Below are 19,487 nucleotides of genomic sequence, written 5' to 3' on the forward strand. Positions count from 1 at the left end.
CCACTCTGTCCGCCTCACTCCCCGGGAACCGTGGATTCCAGTATGAGCGTGCGATGGATGTGCGAAAGGCGGTGCACCCAACGGGTGCACCGCCTTCACACGCTCAGAACGGAACCGGCTCAGTGGCCGCCCTGCTCCTTGGCGCGCGCGTACGACTTCTCGATCTCTTCCTCGGCCTCGGCGCGACCGACCCAGTCGGCGCCCTCGACCGACTTGCCCGGCTCCAGGTCCTTGTAGACCTCGAAGAAGTGCTGGATCTCCAGGCGGTCGAACTCCGCCACGTGGTGGATGTCCCGCAGGTGCTCCATGCGCGGGTCCGTGGCCGGGACGCACAGCAGCTTGTCGTCGCCGCCCGCCTCGTCCGTCATGCGGAACATGCCGATCGCGCGGCACTTGATCAGGCAGCCCGGGAAGGTGGGCTCGTCGAGGATGACGAGCGCGTCCAGCGGGTCGCCGTCCTCACCGAGGGTGTTCTCGACGTAGCCGTAGTCGGTCGGGTACGCCGTCGACGTGAACAGACGACGGTCCAGACGGATGCGACCCGTCTCGTGGTCGACCTCGTACTTGTTACGCGATCCCTTGGGGATCTCGATGAGAACGTCGAACTCCACGGGTGGCTCCTCCTGAATCAACACAACTGAATGCTCGCGACGACGCGCGGTGATTAAGTGTCCCTCACGCACGTGTGTGATCGCGAAAGGGGCTGGTCAGCAATGCCCGAGCCGAGGATGTGGCAGCTCACGGCGGGCTCCGCCGCCCTCGGACTGGCCCTGGCCGCCGTAGCGGTGACCGCGGCCGGTCCGTGGGACTCGGGTCAGCGTACGGCGGAGCGGGCCCGCGCCGCCGCCCCGGCGGCGGGTGGCGCGCGTCACGCCCCGCCCCCCGCGCCCGCCCCGCCGAAGCGCCCCGCACCCGCCCCGAGCGCCCCCGGCGTCCTCACCGCCCTGCACGCCCCGGCCCCCGCCGCCCGCCCCGCGGACCTCGCCGCCCGCCTCGTACCGCTCCTCGCCGACCCCGGGCTCGGCCGGCTGCGCACGGCCTCCGTCGTCGACACCGCCACCGGCAAGCAGCTGTACGGCGAGGGCGCCGGCACCCCCATGACCCCCGCGTCCACCGTCAAGATCGCCACCACCGCGGCCGCGCTCTCCGCCCTCGGCCCCGACCACCGCATCGCCACGACCGTCACCGCCGCCCCCGACGGCCGCACCATCACCCTCACCGGCGGCGGCGACCCCACGCTCGACCCGGCCCGCCTCAAGGCCCTCGCCACCGACACCGCCCGCGCCCTCACCGCACGCGGCCACGCCTCCGTACGCCTCACCTACGACACGAACCTCTACCAGGGCCCCTCGACCCACCCCATCGGCCCCAACGAGAACCTCGCCCCCGTCGTCGCCCTCATGACTGACGAAGGACGCCTCGACGACAGCGGGAGCGGCCCCGCACCCCGCACCGGCGACCCCGCGGGCGACACCGCCACCGCCTTCGCCGGCCACCTCGCCGCAGCAGGCATCGAGATCACCGGCGACCCGGCCCCCGGCCGCACCCCGAAGGCCGCCCCCCTCGCCCGTACGTACTCCGCACCCCTCGCCGACCTCGTCGAACGCACCCTCACCCACAGCGACAACGACCTCGCCGAAGCCCTCGCCCGGCAGACCGCCCTCGCCCGCAAGAAGCCCGCGAGCTTCGACGGCGCCGCCAAGGCCGTCCGCGAGGAACTCGCCCGCCTCGGCCTCCCCGTCACCGGCGCCCGCTTCGCCGACGGCAGCGGACTCGACCGCCGCGACCGCGTCTCCGCCGCCCTCCTCACCGGACTCCTCACCCGGGCGGCCGACCCCGCCCGCCCCGCCCTGCGCCCCCTCCTCACCGGACTGCCCGTCGGCGGCTTCACCGGCACCCTCGCCGGCCGCTTCGACACCGCGCCCGCCACCGAGGGCGCCGGACTCGTCCGCGCCAAGACCGGCACCCTGACCGGCGTCAACACCCTCGCCGGAACCGTCGTCACCGCCGACGGGCGCCTCCTCGCCTTCGCGTTCCTCGCCGGCGGCACCCTCTCCCCGTACGAGGCACAGCCCGCCCTCGACCGCCTCTCCGCCGCCCTCGCCACACGGGGCTGACCACCACCCGCCCCGGCAAGGACACCGCCCCGACCCGCACGGAAGCCGTCCCGAACCCACCCCGAACAGCCTTCGAGACCGTACGGTTGACGCATGACGAGCATCGGTGGCGCAGGCACATCCGGGATGGTCGACTGGAACCTCGCGGTCGCGACCGCGACCCGCCTCGTGCGGCCCGGACCCGAAGTCAGCCGCGACGAGGCCCGCGAGGTCGTCGCCGAACTCCGCAAGCACGCCAAAGCCTCGGAGGAACACGTCCGGGCCTACACCCGGATGATCCCCGAGGGCATGGAGCTCCACGACACGCCCGTCCTCGTCGTCGACCGGGCCGGCTGGATCAAGGCCAACGTCGCCGGCTTCCGCGAACTCCTCACCCCGCTCCTCGGCAAGATGCAGGACCGCCGCTCCACCACCCCCGGCAACGCCGTCCTCGGCGCCGTCGGCGGCAAGGTCACCGGCGTCGAACTCGGCATGCTCCTGTCGTTCCTCGCCTCCCGCATCCTCGGCCAGTACGAGACCTTCGCCCCCGCCACCCGCGACCTCCCCGCCGGCGCCGACGGCGGCGGACGCCTCCTCCTCGTCGCGCCCAACATCGTCCACGTCGAACGCGAACTCGAAGTCTCCCCGCACGACTTCCGGCTCTGGGTCTGCCTCCACGAGGAGACCCACCGCACCCAGTTCACCGCCGTCCCCTGGCTCCGCGACCACCTCCAGGGCGAAATCCAGTCGTTCCTCGCCGCCACCGACGTCGACCCCGGCACCGTCGTCGAACGCCTCCGCGAAGCCGCCCAGACCCTCGCCGGCGGTCGCCCCGAAGGCGAGCAGGGCGAACCCGCCCCCTCCCTCGTCGAACTCGTCCAGACCCCCGAACAGCGCGAGATCCTCGGCCGCCTCACCGCCGTCATGTCCCTCCTCGAAGGCCACGCCGACTACGTCATGGACGGCGTCGGACCCCAGGTCGTGCCCTCCGTCGCGGAGATCCGCGAGAAGTTCCAGCAGCGCCGCGCCCGCGGCGCCTCCCGCCTCGACCTCGCCCTCCGCAAGCTCCTCGGCCTCGACGCCAAGCTCCGCCAGTACCGCGACGGCGAGCGCTTCGTCCGCGCCGTCGTCGACCAGGTCGGCATGGACGGCTTCAACCGCGTCTGGACCTCGCCCAACACACTCCCCACCAAGGCCGAGATCGCCGCCCCCACCGACTGGATCGCGAGGGTGCACCGTAAGGCAGACTCGTGAGACAGGTGCGGCACACGGCACAGGAACACGTCGGAACGACCCACCAATCACCCATCCGAGGGACCCTGGGCATGGGGTGAGGCGTGCAATGCTCGGGTAACGGCCGGGTTTCTGTCACCATCGACGCACTCTGAGTGACCGAACCCCCCTTTCCGACCGTTAAGACTCCGACCGAGGCACCCCACCCCATTCACGAAGGGCACCGGACATGGGTCCCCATCCTGCGGTCGCGGCGATACGCCTGGCGGTCCGCCGCGTACTCCACGACGTCCTCACCGAGCACCAGACCGACCCCGCCCCCGCGCGCGACGCACACACCCCCCTCGTGCTCGTCGCCTGCTCCGGAGGCGCCGACTCCATGGCGCTCGCCTCCGCCCTCGCCTTCGAGGCCCGCAAGCTTCCCGTACGCGCCGGCGGCATCACCGTCGACCACGGACTCCAGGACGGCTCCGACACCCGCGCGGGCGAGGTCGTCGGACGCATGACCGCCCTCGGCCTCACCCCCTCCGAGGCCGTCACCGTCACCGTCGGCCGCGAAGGAGGCCCCGAGGCCGCCGCACGCGACGCGCGGTACGCGGCCCTCGACGCCGCCGCCGAACGCCACGGAGCCACCGCGATCCTCCTCGGCCACACCCGCGACGACCAAGCGGAAACCGTCCTGCTCGGACTCGCCCGCGGCTCCGGCATCCGCTCGCTCTCCGGCATGGCCGCGATCTCCGGCGCCTCCGGCCGCTACCGGCGCCCCTTCCTCCAGCTCGACCGCCAGACCGTCCGCAAGGCCTGCGTCGCACAGGAACTCGCCGTCTGGGACGACCCCCACAACAGCGACCCCGCCTACACCCGCTCCAGGCTCCGCCACGAAGGCCTCCCCGCCCTCGAGAAAGCCCTCGGCAAGGGCGTCGTCGAAGCCCTCGCCCGAACGGCCCAGCTCTCCCGCGACGACGCCGACGCCCTCGACACCTGGGCCGCCGACGCCGAGACCCGCGTACGCGACGAGGCGGGCGCCCTGGAGTGCGCCAAGCTCCACGGCCTGCCCCCCGCCGTACGCCGCCGCGTCCTGCGCCGCGCCGTCATCGCCGAGGGCGCACCCGCCGGCTCCCTCTTCGCCCGCCACATCGAAGAAGTCGACCGGCTCATCACCGGCTGGCGCGGCCAAGGGGCCATCAACCTGCCCGGCCGCGTCGAAGCCCGCCGCCAGGGTGGCAGACTGGTCATCCGGCAAGGCTGACGCACGCTGCAACGAAAGTGACCCGGGTGAACGAGAAGGACATGGGCACCGACCTCCAGTCGGTGCTCATCACCAAGGAAGAGATCGACGCCAAGCTGGCAGAGCTGGCCGCGAAGATCGACGCGGAATACGCGGGCAAGGACCTGCTCATCGTCGGCGTCCTCAAGGGCGCCGTGATGGTGATGGCGGATCTGGCTCGCGCCCTTTCCACCCCCGTCACCATGGACTGGATGGCCGTCTCCTCCTACGGCGCCGGCACCCAGTCCTCGGGCGTCGTCAGAATCCTCAAGGACCTCGACACCGACATCAAGGGCAAGCACGTCCTGATCGTCGAGGACATCATCGACTCCGGCCTGACCCTGTCCTGGCTGCTGTCGAACCTCGGCTCGCGCGAGCCCGCCTCCCTCGAGGTCTGCACGCTGCTGCGCAAGCCCGAGGCCGCCAAGGTCGCGATCGACGTCAAGTGGATCGGATTCGACATCCCCAACGAGTTCGTCGTGGGCTACGGCCTCGACTACGCCGAGAAGTACCGGAACCTTCCGTTCGTCGGCACGCTCGCCCCACACGTCTACGGCGGCTGAACACCAGCGCCGTACGGGGAACCCGCACCGCCTTCCCCCCGTTGAACCACGGGAAGGCGGTCGCGGGCGACGATGCTGAGGTACCGTCCGAAGAACAGCTTTTTCACACAGCAGCTCTCACAGCAGCATTTTCCTACGGGCAGGAGGGACGGGGCGTTCTCGCTCCGTATGGATGGACGTGAAGCGATACTTCCGTGGGCCGGTCATGTGGATCGTGCTGGCCGTCCTCGCCGTGGTCGTGCTGATGCAGGTCGTCGGCTCGTCCGAGGGCTACAAGACGGTGGACACCGGCAAGGTCGTCCAGGCGATCGACAAGAACCAGGTCAAGCAGGCAAAGGTCACCACCGGTGACGAGCAGATCATCAAGATCGAACTCGTCGACGGTCAGAAGATCGACAACAGCAGCAAGGTCCAGGCCAGCTACATCGGCTCCCAGGGCGTCGACGTCGCCGACAAGCTGCAGGAGAAGTTCGAGGCCGGGCAGATCGAGAAGGGCTACACCGTCTCCCCGACGAAGCAGTCGCCCTTCGTCTCGATCCTGCTCTCCCTCCTCCCCTTCGTCCTCATCGTGGTCGTCTTCCTCTTCCTGATGAACCAGATGCAGGGCGGCGGCTCCCGCGTCATGCAGTTCGGCAAGTCCAAGGCCAAGCTCATCACCAAGGACACGCCGAAGACCACCTTCGCCGACGTCGCGGGCTCGGACGAGGCCGTCGAGGAACTCCACGAGATCAAGGAGTTCCTCCAGGAGCCGGCCAAGTTCCAGGCCGTCGGCGCCAAGATCCCCAAGGGCGTCCTGCTCTACGGCCCCCCCGGAACCGGCAAGACGCTCCTCGCGCGCGCCGTCGCCGGCGAGGCCGGGGTCCCGTTCTACTCGATCTCCGGCTCCGACTTCGTCGAGATGTTCGTCGGCGTCGGCGCCTCCCGGGTCCGCGACCTCTTCGAGCAGGCCAAGGCCAACGCACCCGCCATCGTCTTCGTCGACGAGATCGACGCCGTCGGACGCCACCGCGGCGCCGGCCTCGGCGGCGGCCACGACGAGCGCGAGCAGACCCTCAACCAGCTGCTCGTCGAGATGGACGGCTTCGACGTGAAGGGCGGCGTCATCCTGATCGCCGCCACCAACCGGCCCGACATCCTCGACCCCGCCCTCCTGCGCCCCGGACGCTTCGACCGGCAGATCGCCGTCGACCGCCCGGACATGCAGGGCCGCCTGGAGATCCTCAAGGTCCACCAGAAGGGCAAGCCGGTCGCACCGGACGTCGACCTCAGCGCCGTCGCCCGACGCACCCCCGGCTTCACCGGCGCGGACCTCTCCAACGTCCTCAACGAGGCGGCGCTCCTCACCGCCCGCAGCGACCAGAAGCTGATCGACAACGCGGCACTGGACGAGGCGATCGACCGAGTGGTCGCGGGCCCGCAGAAGCGGACCCGGATCATGTCGGACAAGGAGAAGAAGATCACCGCGTACCACGAGGGCGGCCACGCCCTCGTCGCGGCGGCCTCGCCGAACTCCGACCCCGTCCACAAGATCACCATCCTGTCCCGCGGCCGCGCCCTGGGCTACACGATGGTCCTGCCGGACGAGGACAAGTACTCGACCACCCGCAACGAGATGCTCGACCAGCTGGCGTACATGCTGGGCGGCCGTGCGGCGGAGGAACTGGTCTTCCACGACCCGACCACCGGCGCCGCCAACGACATCGAGAAGGCCACGGCAACGGCCCGCGCGATGGTCACCCAGTACGGCATGACCGAGCGTCTCGGCGCGATCAAGTTCGGTGGCGACAACACCGAGCCCTTCCTCGGCCGTGAGATGGCGCACCAGCGCGACTACTCGGAAGAGGTCGCGGCGCTGGTCGACGAAGAGGTCAAGAAGCTCATCGAGACCGCTCACAACGAGGCCTGGGAGATCCTCGTCGAGAACCGCGACGTCCTCGACAACCTGGTCCTCGCCCTCCTGGAGAAGGAGACGTTGGGCAAGGAGGAGATCGCCGAGATCTTCACCCCCATCGTCAAGCGCCCGGCCCGCCCGGCCTGGACCGGCTCCTCCCGCCGTACCCCGTCCACGCGTCCGCCGGTGCTCTCCCCCAAGGAGCTCGCCCTGACGAACAGCGCGAACGGTTCGGCGACCCCCGCGGTCGACACCACGAAGGGCATCGAGATCGCCCCGGTGGACACCCCGGAGGACTGACCGTCCCGCACCCCGGAATGGCTGCCGCGCCCCCACAGGTTTTAGCCTGTGGGGGCGCGGCATTTCGCGCACATCAGTCAGACGGAACGAGGCACAGAGATGACCGACCCGGTGACGCTGGACGGCGAGGGCACGATCGGCGATTTCGACGAGAAGCGCGCCGAGGCGGCCGTACGCGAGCTCCTCATCGCGGTCGGCGAGGACCCGGACCGCGAGGGCCTGCGGGAGACGCCGGCGCGGGTGGCGCGGGCGTACAAGGAGATCTTCGCGGGTCTGTGGCAGACGCCCGAGGAGGTCCTGACGACCACGTTCGACCTCGGCCACGACGAGATGGTGCTGGTCAAGGATATTGAGGTGTACTCGACATGTGAGCACCACCTCGTACCGTTCCGCGGGGTGGCGCACGTCGGGTACATCCCGTCGACGACGGGGAAGATAACGGGCCTGTCGAAGCTGGCCCGGCTCGTCGACGTCTACGCCCGCCGCCCCCAGGTGCAGGAACGGCTCACCACGCAGGTGGCGGACTCGCTGATGGACATCCTGGAGCCTCGCGGCGTCATCGTGGTCTTCGAATGCGAGCACATGTGCATGTCGATGCGCGGCATCCGCAAGCCGGGCGCCAAGACGATCACCTCGGCCGTGCGCGGCCAGCTGCGTGATCCCGCGACCCGCGCCGAGGCGATGAGCCTCATCATGGCGCGCTGAGGCGCCACGACGGGCGGGTGCATCAGACCCGGGCCTTGCCCGGGCCCTCGTCGTCGTCTTCCGGGAGTCTGCAGACGCGCTCCAGGAAGAGGGCGGCCGCGATGACGGCGATGCCCGCCGCCACCGCGAAGGCCGCGTAGAGGGCCTGGTCGCGGCGGGCCGGGACGTCGAGGGAGCCGAGGAGGAAGACGCCCGTGCCGCCGTACATGCCGGCGACGAGGGCGGCCACCAGGGCGCTCGCCTGGCCGAAGACCACCGCGCGGGCCGCCATCAGGGGTTCGACGCCCTTGGCGCCGGGGCGGCGTTCGCGCTGGGCTTTGAGGCGGGCGCGGAGGGAGAGGGCGGTCGCGGTGAGGACGGCCGCGATCACGGCGAGGACGATGGGCGCGGCGATCGGCACGCTGGGCAGGGTGCCGACCGCGTCCCAGAGCCGCGCGGCGCCCCAGGAGAGGATGCCGGCCGCGAGGAACAGTCCGGCGAGCACCTTCAGCCGCAGTTGTTTCACCGGGTGTCCTTCTCCTGGTCGTCGGTCGTGGTCCGTTGTGGGGTCTGCCACGAAGCGTAACGACTACTCGGGCAGACGGAGTTCCAGGTCGGCGCGGCGGGCGATGCCGTCGTCGCCGAGGCCGGAGAGGAGGCCGGCGACGGTGCCGTGGCCGGGGAGCTGGGCCTCGGGGTCCACGTCGTGCCAGGGGGCGAGGACGAAGGCGCGCTGGTGGGCGCGGGGGTGCGGGAGGGTGAGGACGGGGTCGTCGGAGATCACGTCCGCGTAGGCGACGATGTCGACGTCGATGGTGCGGGCCCCCCAGCGTTCCTCGCGGACGCGGTGGAAGGCCTCCTCGACGGCGTGGGCCCGCTCCAGGAGGGAGGAGGGGGGCAGTGTCGTCTTCACCAGTGCGACGGCGTTGAAGTACGAGGGCTGGCTCTCGGGGTCGACGCCCCAGGGCTCCGTCTCGTACACGGGGGAGACGGCCTTGACCCGGAGGCCGGGGGTGTCGGCGAGGGCGTCGACGGCCCCCTGGAGGGTCTCCAGGCGGTTGCCGAGGTTCGCGCCGAGGGCTACGACGGCCCAGCGGGGGTTGGACAGCGTCGTGTCGGCGGCGTCGACGGTGGCGACGACGGAGGCCGGTACGGGCTGGACGGTGGGGTCGCTGTGGGTCGGCTTCATCGTCGGCTCCGGGTGATCGTGATGGTCACGTCGTCGAACGGCACGGTGATGGGCGCGTCCGGTTTGTGGACGACGACCTCCACCTCTTGTACCCCGGTGTGGCTGAGGCATTGCTGGGCGATGCGCTCGGCGAGTGTTTCGATGAGGTCGACGGGCTCGCCCTGGACGACGTCGACGACCTCTTCGGCGACGATCCCGTAGTGCACGGTCTTCGCCAGGTCGTCGTCGGCGGCCGCCGGGCGGGTGTCCAGGCCGAGGACCAGGTCCACGATGAAGGTCTGGCCCTCCTCGCGCTCCTTGGGGAAGACGCCGTGGTGGCCCCGGGCCTTGAGGCCGCGCAGCGCGACACGATCCACGCGAATCACTCCTGCTGTCGTAGTTCGGTGGCCACGCAGCCGGGTGCGGACGGCCGGGTGTCCAGCATCGAATCTACCTGCGGGGACCGACAGAGCTTGCCTGTGGGGGCCGTGGGCGGGTCCGGGAGGCGGGTGGCGGCGTGGTCACGGGGTGTCGCCGCCGGGCTCCTCGTCCGCTGTTTCCTCGGTGTCCGTGAGGACCGGGGAGGCGTGGTGGGACCAGACGCGCCAGCCGTCGGGTGTGTGGCGGAACACATTGGTGGCGACGACGAGCTGTCCGACGAGGGGGCCCAGTTCGGCGCCGTCCTCGGCGGGGCCGCCGCTGAGGATGTTCTCGGTGCAGGTGACGACGGCGGTGTGGCCGGCGAGGGAGATCTTGAGGTCGGTGAGGAAGAACTGGATGTACTCGGTGTTCGCCATGATCAGCGCGTACGAGCGGAGCACCTCGCCGCGGCCGGTGAGGACGGGCCAGCCGGGGTGGACGCAGGTGATGGGGGTGGCTCCGTCGTCGAGCCAGAGGGCTGAGACGCCTTCGAAGTCGCCGGTCTCCATCGCCTCGTAGAAGGCGGTGTTGGCGGCTTCGACGGCCGCCTCGTCGGCGCTGCGGCTCACGCGGCTCCCTCGACGGCGCGGGCGACCCGTACGGCGTCGGCGGTGGCCCGGACCTCGTGGACGCGGACGGCCCACGCGCCCGCGTGGGCGGCGAGGGCGGAGACGGCTGCGGTGGCGGCGTCGCGTTCGCGCGCGGGCGGCGGTGCGGCGCCTTCGCGGGTGAGGACGTGGCCGAGGAAGCGTTTGCGGGAGGCGGCGACGAGGAGGGGGCGGCCGAGGGCGCGGAGTTCGGGGAGGTGGGCGACGAGGGCGAGGTCGTGGGGGGCGAGCTTGGCGAAGCCGAGGCCCGGGTCGACGACGATGCGTTCGGGGTCGATGCCGCCGTCGATGACGGCCTCCAGGCGGGTGCGGAGTTCGCCGACGACCTCGGTGACGACGTCGTCGTAGACGGCGAGGCTGTTCATGTCCTGGCTGAATCCGCGCCAGTGCATGACGACGAAGGGGACCTCGGCGGCGGCGACGGCGGGGACCATCTCGGGGTCGGCGAGGCCGCCGCTGACGTCGTTGACGAGGAGGGCGCCGGCTTCGACGGCGCGGGCGGCGACGCGGGCGCGCATGGTGTCGACGGAGACGGTGACGCCTTCGGCGGCGAGGCCGCGGACGACGGGGACGACGCGGCGGAGTTCTTCCTCCTCGTCGACGCGGCTCGCGCCGGGCCGGGTGGACTCGCCGCCGACGTCGACGAGGTCGGCGCCTTCGGCGACGAGGTCGAGGCCGTGTTTGACGGCGGCCGTGGTGTCGAACCAGCGGCCGCCGTCGGAGAAGGAGTCGGGGGTCACGTTGACCACGCCCATGACCGCGCAGCGGTCCCACTCCGGCAGGCCCCGGGCCGTACCCCGGTCGATCGTCGTCCTCATGTGTCCAGCGTAGGGCCCAGGGGCGGGATCAGGCCGCTCGGACCTCGCGCTCGGAGGGGGCGGGGACGATGTGGGCGCAGGGGCGTGGGGCCGGGGTGGGGCGCCTGCGGGTGAAGGGGCGGGGCAGGGCGAGGTTCACGAAGCCTTCGGCCTGCATGGCGGCGAAGCCGATGCGGGGGAGGTCGCGGCTCTTGCGGTAGACGACGAAGCGGGGTTCCCAGCGGGGCCGGAACTTGGCGTTGAACTTGTACAGCGATTCGATCTGGAACCAGCGGGAGAGGAAGACGAGGAGTCCGCGCCAGACGCGCAGGACGGGTCCGGCGCCGATCTTCTCGCCGCGGGCGAGGGCCGAGCGGAACATGGCGAAGTTGAGGGACACGCGCGCGATGCCGAGGCCGGGGGAGGCCTGGAGGGCGGCGACGATGAGGAGCTCGTTCATGCCGGGGTCGGCGGAGCGGTCGCGGCGCATGAGTTCGAGGGACATGCCGTCCGGGCCCCAGGGGACGAAGTGGATGATCGCCTTGAGGTCGCCGTAGGGGGAGTCGGGGGTGTCGCCGCCGTCGGTCTTGTGGGCGGTCGCTATCACGGCGTCGCCGTCGCCGGGGGCGCCGATGCGGCCGAGGGCCATGGAGAAGCCGCGTTCGGTGTCGGTGCCGCGCCAGTCGGCGGCGGCGCGGCGGACCTGTTCGAGTTCGGCGTCGTCGAGGTCACGGACGCGGCGGACCCGGGTGGTGTAGCCGTTGCGTTCGATGCGCTTGACCATTTGGCGGACGTTGCGCATGGCTCGTCCGGAGAGGGAGAAATCCGCGACGTCGACGACCGCCTCGTCGCCGAGTTCGAGGGCGTCGAGGCCGGTCTCGCGGGTCCATACCTGGCCGCCGGTCTCGGAGCAGCCCATGACGGCGGGGGTCCAGGAGTGGGCCTTGGCCTCGTCCATGAAGCGTTCGATGGCGCCGGGCCAGGCTTCGACGTCGCCGATGGGGTCGCCGCTGGCGAGCATGACGCCGGAGACGACGCGGTAGCAGACGGCGGCTTTTCCGCTGGGGGAGAAGACGACGCCCTTGTCGCGGCGGAGGGCGAAGTGGCCGAGGGAGTCGCGGCCGCCGTGCTGGTCGAGGAGGGCGCGGAGCTTGTCCTCGTCGTCGTCGGTGAGGCGGGCGGCGGGGTGCTCGGGGCGGAAGGCGAGGTAGATGGTGGTGAGGGCGGTGAGCATGCCGAGGGCGCCGAGGGAGTAGCCGACGGTCCAGTCGACGCCGTTGCTGTAGCCGACGGGACCTTCGATGCCGAAGAGTCCGTACAGGACGTGTTCGAGGCGGTCGGTGAGGCTGGGGCTGCCGATGACGCGGCGCGGGTGGGCGCTGACGATGACGAGGCCGAGGGCGATGGATCCGGCGCCCATGACGACGAAGTTGGCGAGTGCGCGCCAGCGGCTGCGCGGGTCGGGCAGGGCGGCGAACTCGCCGCGGTGGCGCAGGAGGAGGGCGAGGAGTACGAGGGAGAGGAGGGCGCCGAGGACGGAGTGGCGCCAGACGAACTGGGCGGCGGCGCCGAGGGGGAGCAGGACGACGGCGGCGCGCCAGGCGCGGCGTTTGTGCCGCTTGAGGCCGTGGGCGAGGAGCAGGAGGAGGACGCCGGCGCTGAGGGAGAGGGCGGCGGAGAGGGGGCCGAGGGTGCCGGGGAGGACTTCGGCCACGGCGTGCATCCGGCTGGCGCGGAAGCGGGGGAAGACGCCGGCGGCGATGTCGATGAGGCCGATCAGGGTGCAGGCGGTGCCGACGAGCGCGGGGACCTTCTCGGGGCGGGGGCCGCGGAGAATCCGGCGTACTCGAACCGGAACCAATCCTGATTTGTCCCCATCTACTGTGACAGACATGGCTTCCCGTGCTTCCCGTGGTCCTGCGAAGGGTCCTTGACTCCGGTCGGGCCCTGCGGCGCGTTCGGCGGGCCGTACCGGTTGGTGCGCCTTCTAGGACGGAGCCGTGCGGAATCGGGTTCATCGGTGCACAGGAAATTCTCAGAAAGAAGGCTCGGTCGTCCCATGGGTCTCACCAGCAACAAAGTCCTCGTGGTGGCGATCGTTCTTGCCGTGGCGCTGTTCGCCGTCACGGTCTGGCTCTGGCCGCGGCTCGCGCGGCGCGGCTGGCGGGCGGTGGTGGGGCGGATCGGGCTGTTGCTGGTGACGCAGCTGGCGCTGTTCGCCGCGGTGGGCCTGGCGGCGAATCGTTCATTCCTCTTCTACGGGTCGTGGGCCGACCTGTTCGGGCAGGAGCAGGACATGGGTGTGGTCGTCGACCACGCGGCCGGTTCGAAGGACCTCAGGGTGGTGGGGACGCAGGCGCTCGACGTGCCGGGCGGCGGCCGTCCGGCGACCGCCGGCCAGATACAGAAGGTCGTCGTGGCGGGGGAGCGGTCCGGGATCGTCTCGCCGGCCTACGTGTACCTGCCGCCGGAGTACTTCCAGGCGAGGTACGCGAAGCGCACCTTCCCGGCCTCGGTGGTGCTGACGGGGTATCCGGGTACGGCGGAGAACCTGATCAAAGGGCTGAGGTATCCGAAGACGGCCTACCAGCAGGCGAAGGAGGGCCGGATGCAGCCGATGATCCTGGTGATGCTCCGCCCGACGGTGGCGCCGCCGCGGGACACCGAGTGCGTGGACGTGCCGGGCGGCCCGCAGACGGAGACCTTCTTCGCGGAGGACGTGCCGAAGGCGGTCTCGGAGGCGTACCGGGTGGGCACGAAGCCCCGCAACTGGGGCTTCATGGGGAACTCCACCGGCGGGTACTGCGCGCTGAAGATCGCCCTGCACCACCCCGACCGGTTCGCCGCCGGGGCGGGATTCTCCGCGTACTACCGGGCGGCGGAGGACGTGACGACCGGTGACCTCTTCCACGGGGACGACGGGCTGCGCAAGCGGGGCGACCTGCTGTGGAGCCTGGACCACCGGCCGCAGGGCCACTCGTCGTTCCTGGTGACGACGTCGAAGCAGGGCGAGGGCAACCGGCGGGGCACGCTCGACTTCATCAAGAAGGTGAAGAGCCCGGCGAAGGTCTCGTCGATCACGCTGGAGAGCGGGGGCCACAACTTCAACACGTGGAACCGCGAGATCCCGCCGGGTCTGGTCTGGATGAGCGGCAAGCTCAGCGCGACCTGAGCCCCGCTCAGGAAGCCGGGGACGGGGCCGCGGCCGATGCCCGGCGCAGGGCGCGGTGGACGCCCTCCGGGGTGAGGACGCCGAGCGGCCGGCCGTCGTCGCCGGTGACCGTGAGCCGGCCCGTGTCGTGCTGGAGGAGCACGGCGAGGGCGTCCTTGAGCGAGGTCCCGAGCGGGACGGGGTCGGGGGCGCCGTCCCGGCCCCCGGGCGTGTGCGTCGCCGCGGGACCTCCCGCCGGTACGGGTTCGAGGTCGGCCTCCGTGACGGGCGTGACCGCGAGCCGCTTCAGGCCGCGGTCGCTGCCGACGAAGTCCGCGACGTACGGGGTGGCGGGGGCGCCGAGGACGGTCGCGGGCGCGTCGAACTGCTCGATGCGGCCCTGTCCGTAGACCGCCATGCGGTCGCCCATGCGGACGGCCTCCTCGATGTCGTGGGTGACGAGGAGGACGGTCTTGCGGACGGTGGCCTGCAGGGCGAGGAACTCGTTCTGCAGGCGCTCGCGGACCACCGGGTCGACGGCGCCGAACGGCTCGTCCATGAGGAGGACCGGCGGGTCCGCGGCGAGGGCGCGGGCCACGCCGACGCGCTGGCGCTGACCGCCGGAGAGCTGCGCGGGGTAGCGGGAGCCGTAGACGGCCGGGTCGAGGCCGACGAGGTCGAGGAGTTCGGCGGCACGCGCGCGTGCCGCCGCCTTCTTCCAGCCGAGCAGGGCGGGGACGGTCGCGGTGTTGTCGAGGACCGTGCGGTGGGGGAAGAGCCCGACCTGCTGGATGACGTAGCCGATCTTGCGGCGCAGCGCGACGGGGTCGACGCCGGCGATGTCCTCGCCGTCGACGAGGACGCGGCCGGAGGTCGGCTCGACGAGCCGGTTCACCATCATCATCGTGGTCGTCTTGCCGCAGCCGGACGGCCCGACCAGGGTGACGAGTTCGCCCTCCGCCACCTCGAACGAGAGGTCGTCGACGGCGGTGGTGCCGTCCGGGTACCGCTTGGTCACGTGCTCGAACCGGATCATGGTTCCCCATTCTGGCCCCTGGATGCCGGGGGTGTGTGAAGGGCGTGTTGCCGCATTGTGGCGGGTCTCGGGGATTGTCGGTGGCGGGGGTTAGGGTCGTCAGACATGCGTTCGGAAGATCGACGACCCGGGGGGAGGGACGGATGAGCGCGCCGAACTGTCTGGTCACGAACGACTGGATCTGCGGTGAGTATCTGCGCACCCGCTCCCAGGAGTTGACCGACGCCACGCTCCAGCATGTGGGAATCACGGTCGTGTCCGTGCTGATCGCGCTCGCCGTCGCGGTGCCGCTCGCGCTGCTCGTCCGGGCCAGGCCCCGCTTCGCCGGCCCCGTCCTCGGACTGACCACCCTGCTCTACACGGTGCCGTCGCTCGCCATGTTCTCCCTGCTGCTGCCCCTGTTCGGGCTCTCGTCGGCGCTCGTGGTCACCGGCCTCGTGCTGTACGCGCTGACGATCCTCGTGCGGAACACGCTGGCGGGACTCGCTGCCGTGCCCGCCGAGACCCGGGAGGCCGCCCGGGGCATGGGCTACGGCTCGCTGCGCCTCCTGTGGCAGGTCGAACTGCCGCTGGCGCTCCCGGTGCTGATGGCGGGGATACGGATGGCGACGGTCTCCACGATCGCGCTGACGACGGTCGGTTCGGTCGTCGGCCGCGGCGGCCTCGGCAATCTCATCGAGGACGCGCTGCCCACCTTCTTCAAGGCGCAGATGCTCGCCGCCTCGGTGCTGTGCGTGCTGCTCGCCGTCGCAGCCGACCTGTTGCTCCTGGGACTCCAGCGGCTGCTCACGCCGTGGACCCGGATACGGACCGCGCCGGGAGGTGGGTGAGATGGGCGTAGTGACGGATGCCTGGGGCTGGCTCACCACCGGCGCGCACTGGACGGGCGAGGAGGGCATCGGACAGCGGCTCGCCGAGCACGTGTACGTGAGCGGGGCGGCGCTGCTGATCGCCGCGGCGCTCGCGCTGCCGCTGGGCCTCTGGCTCGGCCACCTCGGCAAGGGCGGGGCACTCGCGGTGAACGTGTCGAACGTGGGGCGGGCGATCCCCGTCTTCGCGGTCCTCGCCCTGTTCATGGTGTCCCCCCTGCGGAACGCCGGATATGTGCCGACCGTCGTGGCCCTCGTGCTGTTCGCGATACCCCCGCTCCTCACCAACGCGTACGTGGGAGTGCGGGAGGTGGACCCGGCCGCGGTACGGGCCGCGCGGGGCATGGGGATGACCGGCGGGCAGCTGTTCCGGCAGGTCGAACTGCCGCTGGCCCGGCCGGTGGTGATGACCGGGGTGCGCTCGGCGGCGGTGCAGGTGGTGGCCACGGCGACCGTCGCGGCCATGGTCGGCCAGGGCGGCCTGGGCCGGATCATCACGGCCGGCTTCGCCACCTACGACACGGCGCAGGTCGTCGCGGGCGCGGTCCTCGTGGCCCTGCTCGCCCTCCTGGTGGAGGGCGTCCTGGTGGGCGCGGACCGGCTGCTCTTTCCACGCTTCGAGCAACGGCTCGATCAAAGATTCGATCAACTGAGCAAACGCTGACTGGGGATGGGTGATCTCGTGAACAGGGTCTCGCGTATCGCGGGCGCGGTGCTGGGTACGGCGGCGCTGGCCGTCGCGCTGGCCGCGTGCGGCGGTGACAGCCTGGAGGAGGGCAAGAGGAAGGGCTCGGGAAGCTCCGGGGGCGCCGGGAACTCCGGCGGCGCGGAGAAGGGCTCGCTGGTCGTCGGCGCGGCGGCCTTCACCGAGGCCAAGGTGCTCGCCGAGCTGTACGCCCAGGCGCTGCGGGACGCCGGATACTCCGTATCCATCACCACCGTGAAGAATCGCGAGCTGTACGAGCCCTCGCTGGAGAAGGGCGAGATCGACGTCGTCCCCGAATACGCGGCGACCATCGCGGAATTCCTCAACGCGAAGGTGAACGGGCCGAAGGCGCCCGAGGACAAGCCGGTCGCCTCCGGTGACGCGACGGCCACGGTCGAGGCGCTGCGGAAGCTCGCCGAACCGCGCGGCCTGAAGGTGCTCGCGGTCGGTGAGGCGGTCGATCAGAACGCGTTCGCGGTGACGAAGGAATTCGCCGAGAAGAACAAGCTGAAGACGCTTTCCGATCTCGGCGGTTCGAAGCTGAAGGTGAAGATCGCCGCCGGTGACGAATGCGCGGTGCGGCCGTTCTGCGCGCCCGGCCTGAAGAAGACGTACGGGATCGACGTGACGGGGATCGACCCCAAGGGCGTCGGCACCCCGCAGGCCAAGCAGGCGGTGAAGGACGGGGTGGACCAGCTGGTCCTGACGACCACCACGGACGCCACCGTCGACAGTTACGGTCTGGTCTTCCTGGAGGACGACAAGAAGCTGCAGAACGCCGACAACGTGCTGCCCGTGGTGAACGCCAAGGACGCCGGTTCCCCCGAGATAGCCGCCGCCCTGGACAAGATCACCAAGGTGCTGACCACAGCGGATCTCGCCGAACTCAACCGCAAGGTCGACGCCGAGCGGGCGAAGCCGGAGGACGTCGCCAAGGAGTATCTGCAGACGAAGGGGCTGCTCAACAAGTAGGCGTCGGGTGAGGGGCGTCGGCCCGAAACGGAACCGGAACGGTGGATATCCACTTCTGGTGACGAGAAGTGGCCAAGAGATTGCCGGGCCGACACCCCACACGGCGCCTACGCACGGTAAATTTCAGGCCATGCCACGTGGACGCCACCGCCATTCCCCGCCTCTGCACAAGCTGCTGCCGCCCTCCGCGGTCGCCGGCGCCGCGGTCGTGTGTGCCGCGGCCGCCTGGCTGCCCGGTGACCTGATCGTCGTACGGCTGCTCGCGGCCGCCGCGGCCGCCGCCGCCGTCACCGGCGCCGTCCTCATGCGCAGCTGGGACCGGAGCGCCGGACTGCGGGTCGCCGAGCTCGACCGCGCCCGCACCGCCGACCAGTGGAAGGCCGAGGAGCGGGTCGCCGAGCTGGAGTCCGACCTCGAAGAGGCCCGCGCGCTCCGCTCCCGGCTCGACGCGAAGCTCCGCGCCAAGCGGGTGGAGCTGGCCGGGCTCCGCGGCGAGCACGCCGATCTGCTCCGCCGGTACGCCACGGCCGAGACCGAGCGGGCCAGCGCGCTGGAAGGCGCCCGTGTCCTGGCCCTGGAGTCGGCGGCCGGTGCGGCCTCAGGCACGGCCGGCGACGTCAAGGCGCTGCCCGCCGGGGGCTCCACGCCCACGCCCGAGGCCTACCGTCGCGCCGCCCAGGCGCTGCGCGACCTCCCGCGCAACGCGGCGGCCCAGCAGGCCCGCCGCACCACTGAGGCCGCCCGCGCGCGCGACCTCGCCGAGCGGGCCCGTGAGACGGAGGAGCCGCAGGGGAAGCACGCGGCGGCCGCCGGCACCGAGCACAGCCGGTCGGCCGCCTCCGCCCTCGCGCTGCCGCCCGCGCCCGCGAGGGTCCCGGCGGTGCCGACGGCGTCCGCGATCGTCCCCTACGCGGCCCGCCGGCCCGTCCCGCGGCCCGAGGGCGGCTTCGACTTCTTCGGGACGCAGAAGGCGGCGGCCGCGATCGAGGCGGTGCAGCACACGGACCTCGCCGACGTCGTGGGCGAGGAGGTCCTCGAAGAGGCCCTGGCGACGCAGGCGGCGCTCGGCGTCCCGCTCCTCACCCCGATCAGCCCCACGGGGACGCCGGGGAACCCGCTGGCGCCGGCGCAGCCGAAGGCGCCGGTGCAGGCGGTGGGCCAGGTCATCGACCTGACGGCGCACGACGAGACCGAGCAGCTCGATGTGGCCGAACTGCGCGGAGCGGTGAACTCGTGACGTACCGCCTCACCGACTTCCCGGCCGGTGAGGCCGCCGGGCACCGCGACGAACTGCTCGCCCTGAGCGCCCAGGCCTTCTGCGGCGCCCCCTGGCACGAGCCGCCGCTCGGCGCCGTGCGCACCGTGGACCGGCTGCTCGACTCGGCCGCGCGGAGGGACGACTTCACCGCGGTGGTCGCGCGCGACGCCGACGGCGCCCTGCTCGGCTTCGCGGCGGGCTGGACCGACACCGTCCTGACCGGCGGGGAACCCGCCTTCGAACTCGCCGAACTCGTCGTCGCCCCCGGCAATCAGGGACGCGGCATCGGCCGCGGCCTCCACGACGCCCTGCTCACGGCCGGGGTGCCCGGGCCCGCCCTCCTCATGACCCTCGACGTACCGGAACTGACGGATCGGTACGCACGCTGGGGCTGGACGGTGGTCGACCGGCGCCGCCCCGGCAAGGAGGAGCGGGACTACGTCGTGATGCGCCGGGAGCACTGACCCC

Annotated in this window: 20 protein-coding genes; 12 read left to right on the forward strand and 8 right to left on the reverse strand. The window is 71.6% G+C overall.

Annotated features, from left to right (window positions below):
* Nucleotides 1-119: 119 nt before the first annotated feature.
* Complete coding sequence (locus tag ACIP8Z_RS23495) at nucleotides 120-611, reverse strand: inorganic diphosphatase (RefSeq protein WP_024758444.1); 492 nt, start codon at nucleotides 609-611, stop codon at nucleotides 120-122.
* Nucleotides 612-713: 102 nt separating this feature from the next.
* Here ACIP8Z_RS23495 and dacB point away from each other — a divergent pair, with 102 nt between their 5' ends.
* From dacB to folE, 6 genes are all read left to right on the forward strand, one after another.
* Nucleotides 714-2,117, forward strand: a complete 1,404-nt coding sequence (gene dacB, locus ACIP8Z_RS23500; protein ID WP_402086369.1) for a D-alanyl-D-alanine carboxypeptidase/D-alanyl-D-alanine-endopeptidase — start codon at nucleotides 714-716, stop codon at nucleotides 2,115-2,117.
* Nucleotides 2,118-2,210: 93 nt separating this feature from the next.
* Complete coding sequence (locus ACIP8Z_RS23505; RefSeq protein ID WP_402086372.1) at nucleotides 2,211-3,350, forward strand: zinc-dependent metalloprotease; 1,140 nt, start codon at nucleotides 2,211-2,213, stop codon at nucleotides 3,348-3,350.
* A gap of 208 nt (nucleotides 3,351-3,558) precedes the next feature.
* Nucleotides 3,559-4,578, forward strand: a complete 1,020-nt coding sequence (gene tilS, locus ACIP8Z_RS23510) for a tRNA lysidine(34) synthetase TilS (RefSeq protein ID WP_319316253.1) — start codon at nucleotides 3,559-3,561, stop codon at nucleotides 4,576-4,578.
* Between the two features lie 41 nt (nucleotides 4,579-4,619).
* Entirely contained in the window at nucleotides 4,620-5,159 is a 540-nt protein-coding gene (gene hpt / locus ACIP8Z_RS23515) for a hypoxanthine phosphoribosyltransferase (RefSeq protein ID WP_030219931.1), read from the forward strand.
* 172 nt (nucleotides 5,160-5,331) lie between these two features.
* Entirely contained in the window at nucleotides 5,332-7,350 is a 2,019-nt protein-coding gene (ftsH, locus tag ACIP8Z_RS23520) for an ATP-dependent zinc metalloprotease FtsH (RefSeq protein WP_402086375.1), read from the forward strand.
* A gap of 99 nt (nucleotides 7,351-7,449) precedes the next feature.
* A complete protein-coding gene (folE, locus tag ACIP8Z_RS23525) occupies nucleotides 7,450-8,055 on the forward strand; it encodes a GTP cyclohydrolase I FolE (protein WP_402086378.1) in 606 nt (201 codons plus the stop codon).
* A 22-nt stretch (nucleotides 8,056-8,077) separates the two neighbouring features.
* On the opposite strand, the gene ACIP8Z_RS23530 is transcribed toward folE, so the two are convergent.
* The 6 genes from ACIP8Z_RS23530 to ACIP8Z_RS23555 all read right to left on the reverse strand — a co-directional run bounded on the left by ACIP8Z_RS23530 (nucleotide 8,078) and on the right by ACIP8Z_RS23555 (nucleotide 12,921).
* Complete coding sequence (locus ACIP8Z_RS23530) at nucleotides 8,078-8,560, reverse strand: DUF3180 domain-containing protein (protein ID WP_402086381.1); 483 nt, start codon at nucleotides 8,558-8,560, stop codon at nucleotides 8,078-8,080.
* Nucleotides 8,561-8,623: 63 nt separating this feature from the next.
* Nucleotides 8,624-9,223 (reverse strand): 2-amino-4-hydroxy-6-hydroxymethyldihydropteridine diphosphokinase, encoded by a 600-nt coding sequence (gene folK, locus ACIP8Z_RS23535; RefSeq protein WP_402086384.1) that lies wholly within the window; start codon nucleotides 9,221-9,223, stop codon nucleotides 8,624-8,626.
* Nucleotides 9,220-9,579: a dihydroneopterin aldolase gene (gene folB / locus ACIP8Z_RS23540; RefSeq protein ID WP_073907907.1), complete on the reverse strand. Its 360-nt coding sequence runs from the start codon at nucleotides 9,577-9,579 to the stop codon at nucleotides 9,220-9,222. The genes folK and folB overlap by 4 nt, the downstream gene beginning before the upstream one ends.
* A 144-nt stretch (nucleotides 9,580-9,723) precedes the next feature.
* Complete coding sequence (locus tag ACIP8Z_RS23545) at nucleotides 9,724-10,191, reverse strand: nuclear transport factor 2 family protein (protein WP_402086387.1); 468 nt, start codon at nucleotides 10,189-10,191, stop codon at nucleotides 9,724-9,726.
* Nucleotides 10,188-11,048, reverse strand: coding sequence for a dihydropteroate synthase (gene folP, locus ACIP8Z_RS23550; protein ID WP_402086390.1), 861 nt, complete (start codon nucleotides 11,046-11,048; stop codon nucleotides 10,188-10,190). The genes ACIP8Z_RS23545 and folP overlap by 4 nt, the downstream gene beginning before the upstream one ends.
* 28 nt (nucleotides 11,049-11,076) lie before the next feature.
* Nucleotides 11,077-12,921 (reverse strand): phosphatidylglycerol lysyltransferase domain-containing protein, encoded by a 1,845-nt coding sequence (locus ACIP8Z_RS23555; protein ID WP_402086393.1) that lies wholly within the window; start codon nucleotides 12,919-12,921, stop codon nucleotides 11,077-11,079.
* A 165-nt stretch (nucleotides 12,922-13,086) separates the two neighbouring features.
* Here ACIP8Z_RS23555 and ACIP8Z_RS23560 point away from each other — a divergent pair, with 165 nt between their 5' ends.
* The gene (locus ACIP8Z_RS23560; RefSeq protein WP_402086396.1) at nucleotides 13,087-14,199 is read left to right on the forward strand and encodes an alpha/beta hydrolase; all 1,113 of its coding nucleotides are present in this window, start codon (nucleotides 13,087-13,089) and stop codon (nucleotides 14,197-14,199) included.
* A 7-nt stretch (nucleotides 14,200-14,206) separates the two neighbouring features.
* On the opposite strand, the gene ACIP8Z_RS23565 is transcribed toward ACIP8Z_RS23560, so the two are convergent.
* The gene (locus tag ACIP8Z_RS23565) at nucleotides 14,207-15,214 is read right to left on the reverse strand and encodes an ABC transporter ATP-binding protein (protein ID WP_402086398.1); all 1,008 of its coding nucleotides are present in this window, start codon (nucleotides 15,212-15,214) and stop codon (nucleotides 14,207-14,209) included.
* 143 nt (nucleotides 15,215-15,357) lie between these two features.
* Between ACIP8Z_RS23565 and ACIP8Z_RS23570 the strand changes: the two genes are divergently transcribed.
* From ACIP8Z_RS23570 to ACIP8Z_RS23590, 5 genes are all read left to right on the forward strand, one after another.
* Entirely contained in the window at nucleotides 15,358-16,044 is a 687-nt protein-coding gene (locus tag ACIP8Z_RS23570) for an ABC transporter permease (protein ID WP_073907889.1), read from the forward strand.
* A gap of 1 nt (nucleotide 16,045) precedes the next feature.
* Nucleotides 16,046-16,747, forward strand: a complete 702-nt coding sequence (locus ACIP8Z_RS23575) for an ABC transporter permease (RefSeq protein ID WP_402086401.1) — start codon at nucleotides 16,046-16,048, stop codon at nucleotides 16,745-16,747.
* A 6-nt stretch (nucleotides 16,748-16,753) separates the two neighbouring features.
* The gene (locus ACIP8Z_RS23580) at nucleotides 16,754-17,761 is read left to right on the forward strand and encodes an ABC transporter substrate-binding protein (protein WP_402086404.1); all 1,008 of its coding nucleotides are present in this window, start codon (nucleotides 16,754-16,756) and stop codon (nucleotides 17,759-17,761) included.
* A 130-nt stretch (nucleotides 17,762-17,891) separates the two neighbouring features.
* Nucleotides 17,892-18,998: a hypothetical protein gene (locus tag ACIP8Z_RS23585; protein ID WP_402086406.1), complete on the forward strand. Its 1,107-nt coding sequence runs from the start codon at nucleotides 17,892-17,894 to the stop codon at nucleotides 18,996-18,998.
* Complete coding sequence (locus ACIP8Z_RS23590; RefSeq protein WP_402086408.1) at nucleotides 18,995-19,483, forward strand: GNAT family N-acetyltransferase; 489 nt, start codon at nucleotides 18,995-18,997, stop codon at nucleotides 19,481-19,483. Before ACIP8Z_RS23585 ends, ACIP8Z_RS23590 begins: the two co-directional genes overlap by 4 nt.
* Nucleotides 19,484-19,487: the final 4 nt, after the last annotated feature.

This window comes from Streptomyces sp. NPDC088553 (genome assembly GCF_044752965.1).
Classification (GTDB): Bacteria; Actinomycetota; Actinomycetes; order Streptomycetales; family Streptomycetaceae; genus Streptomyces.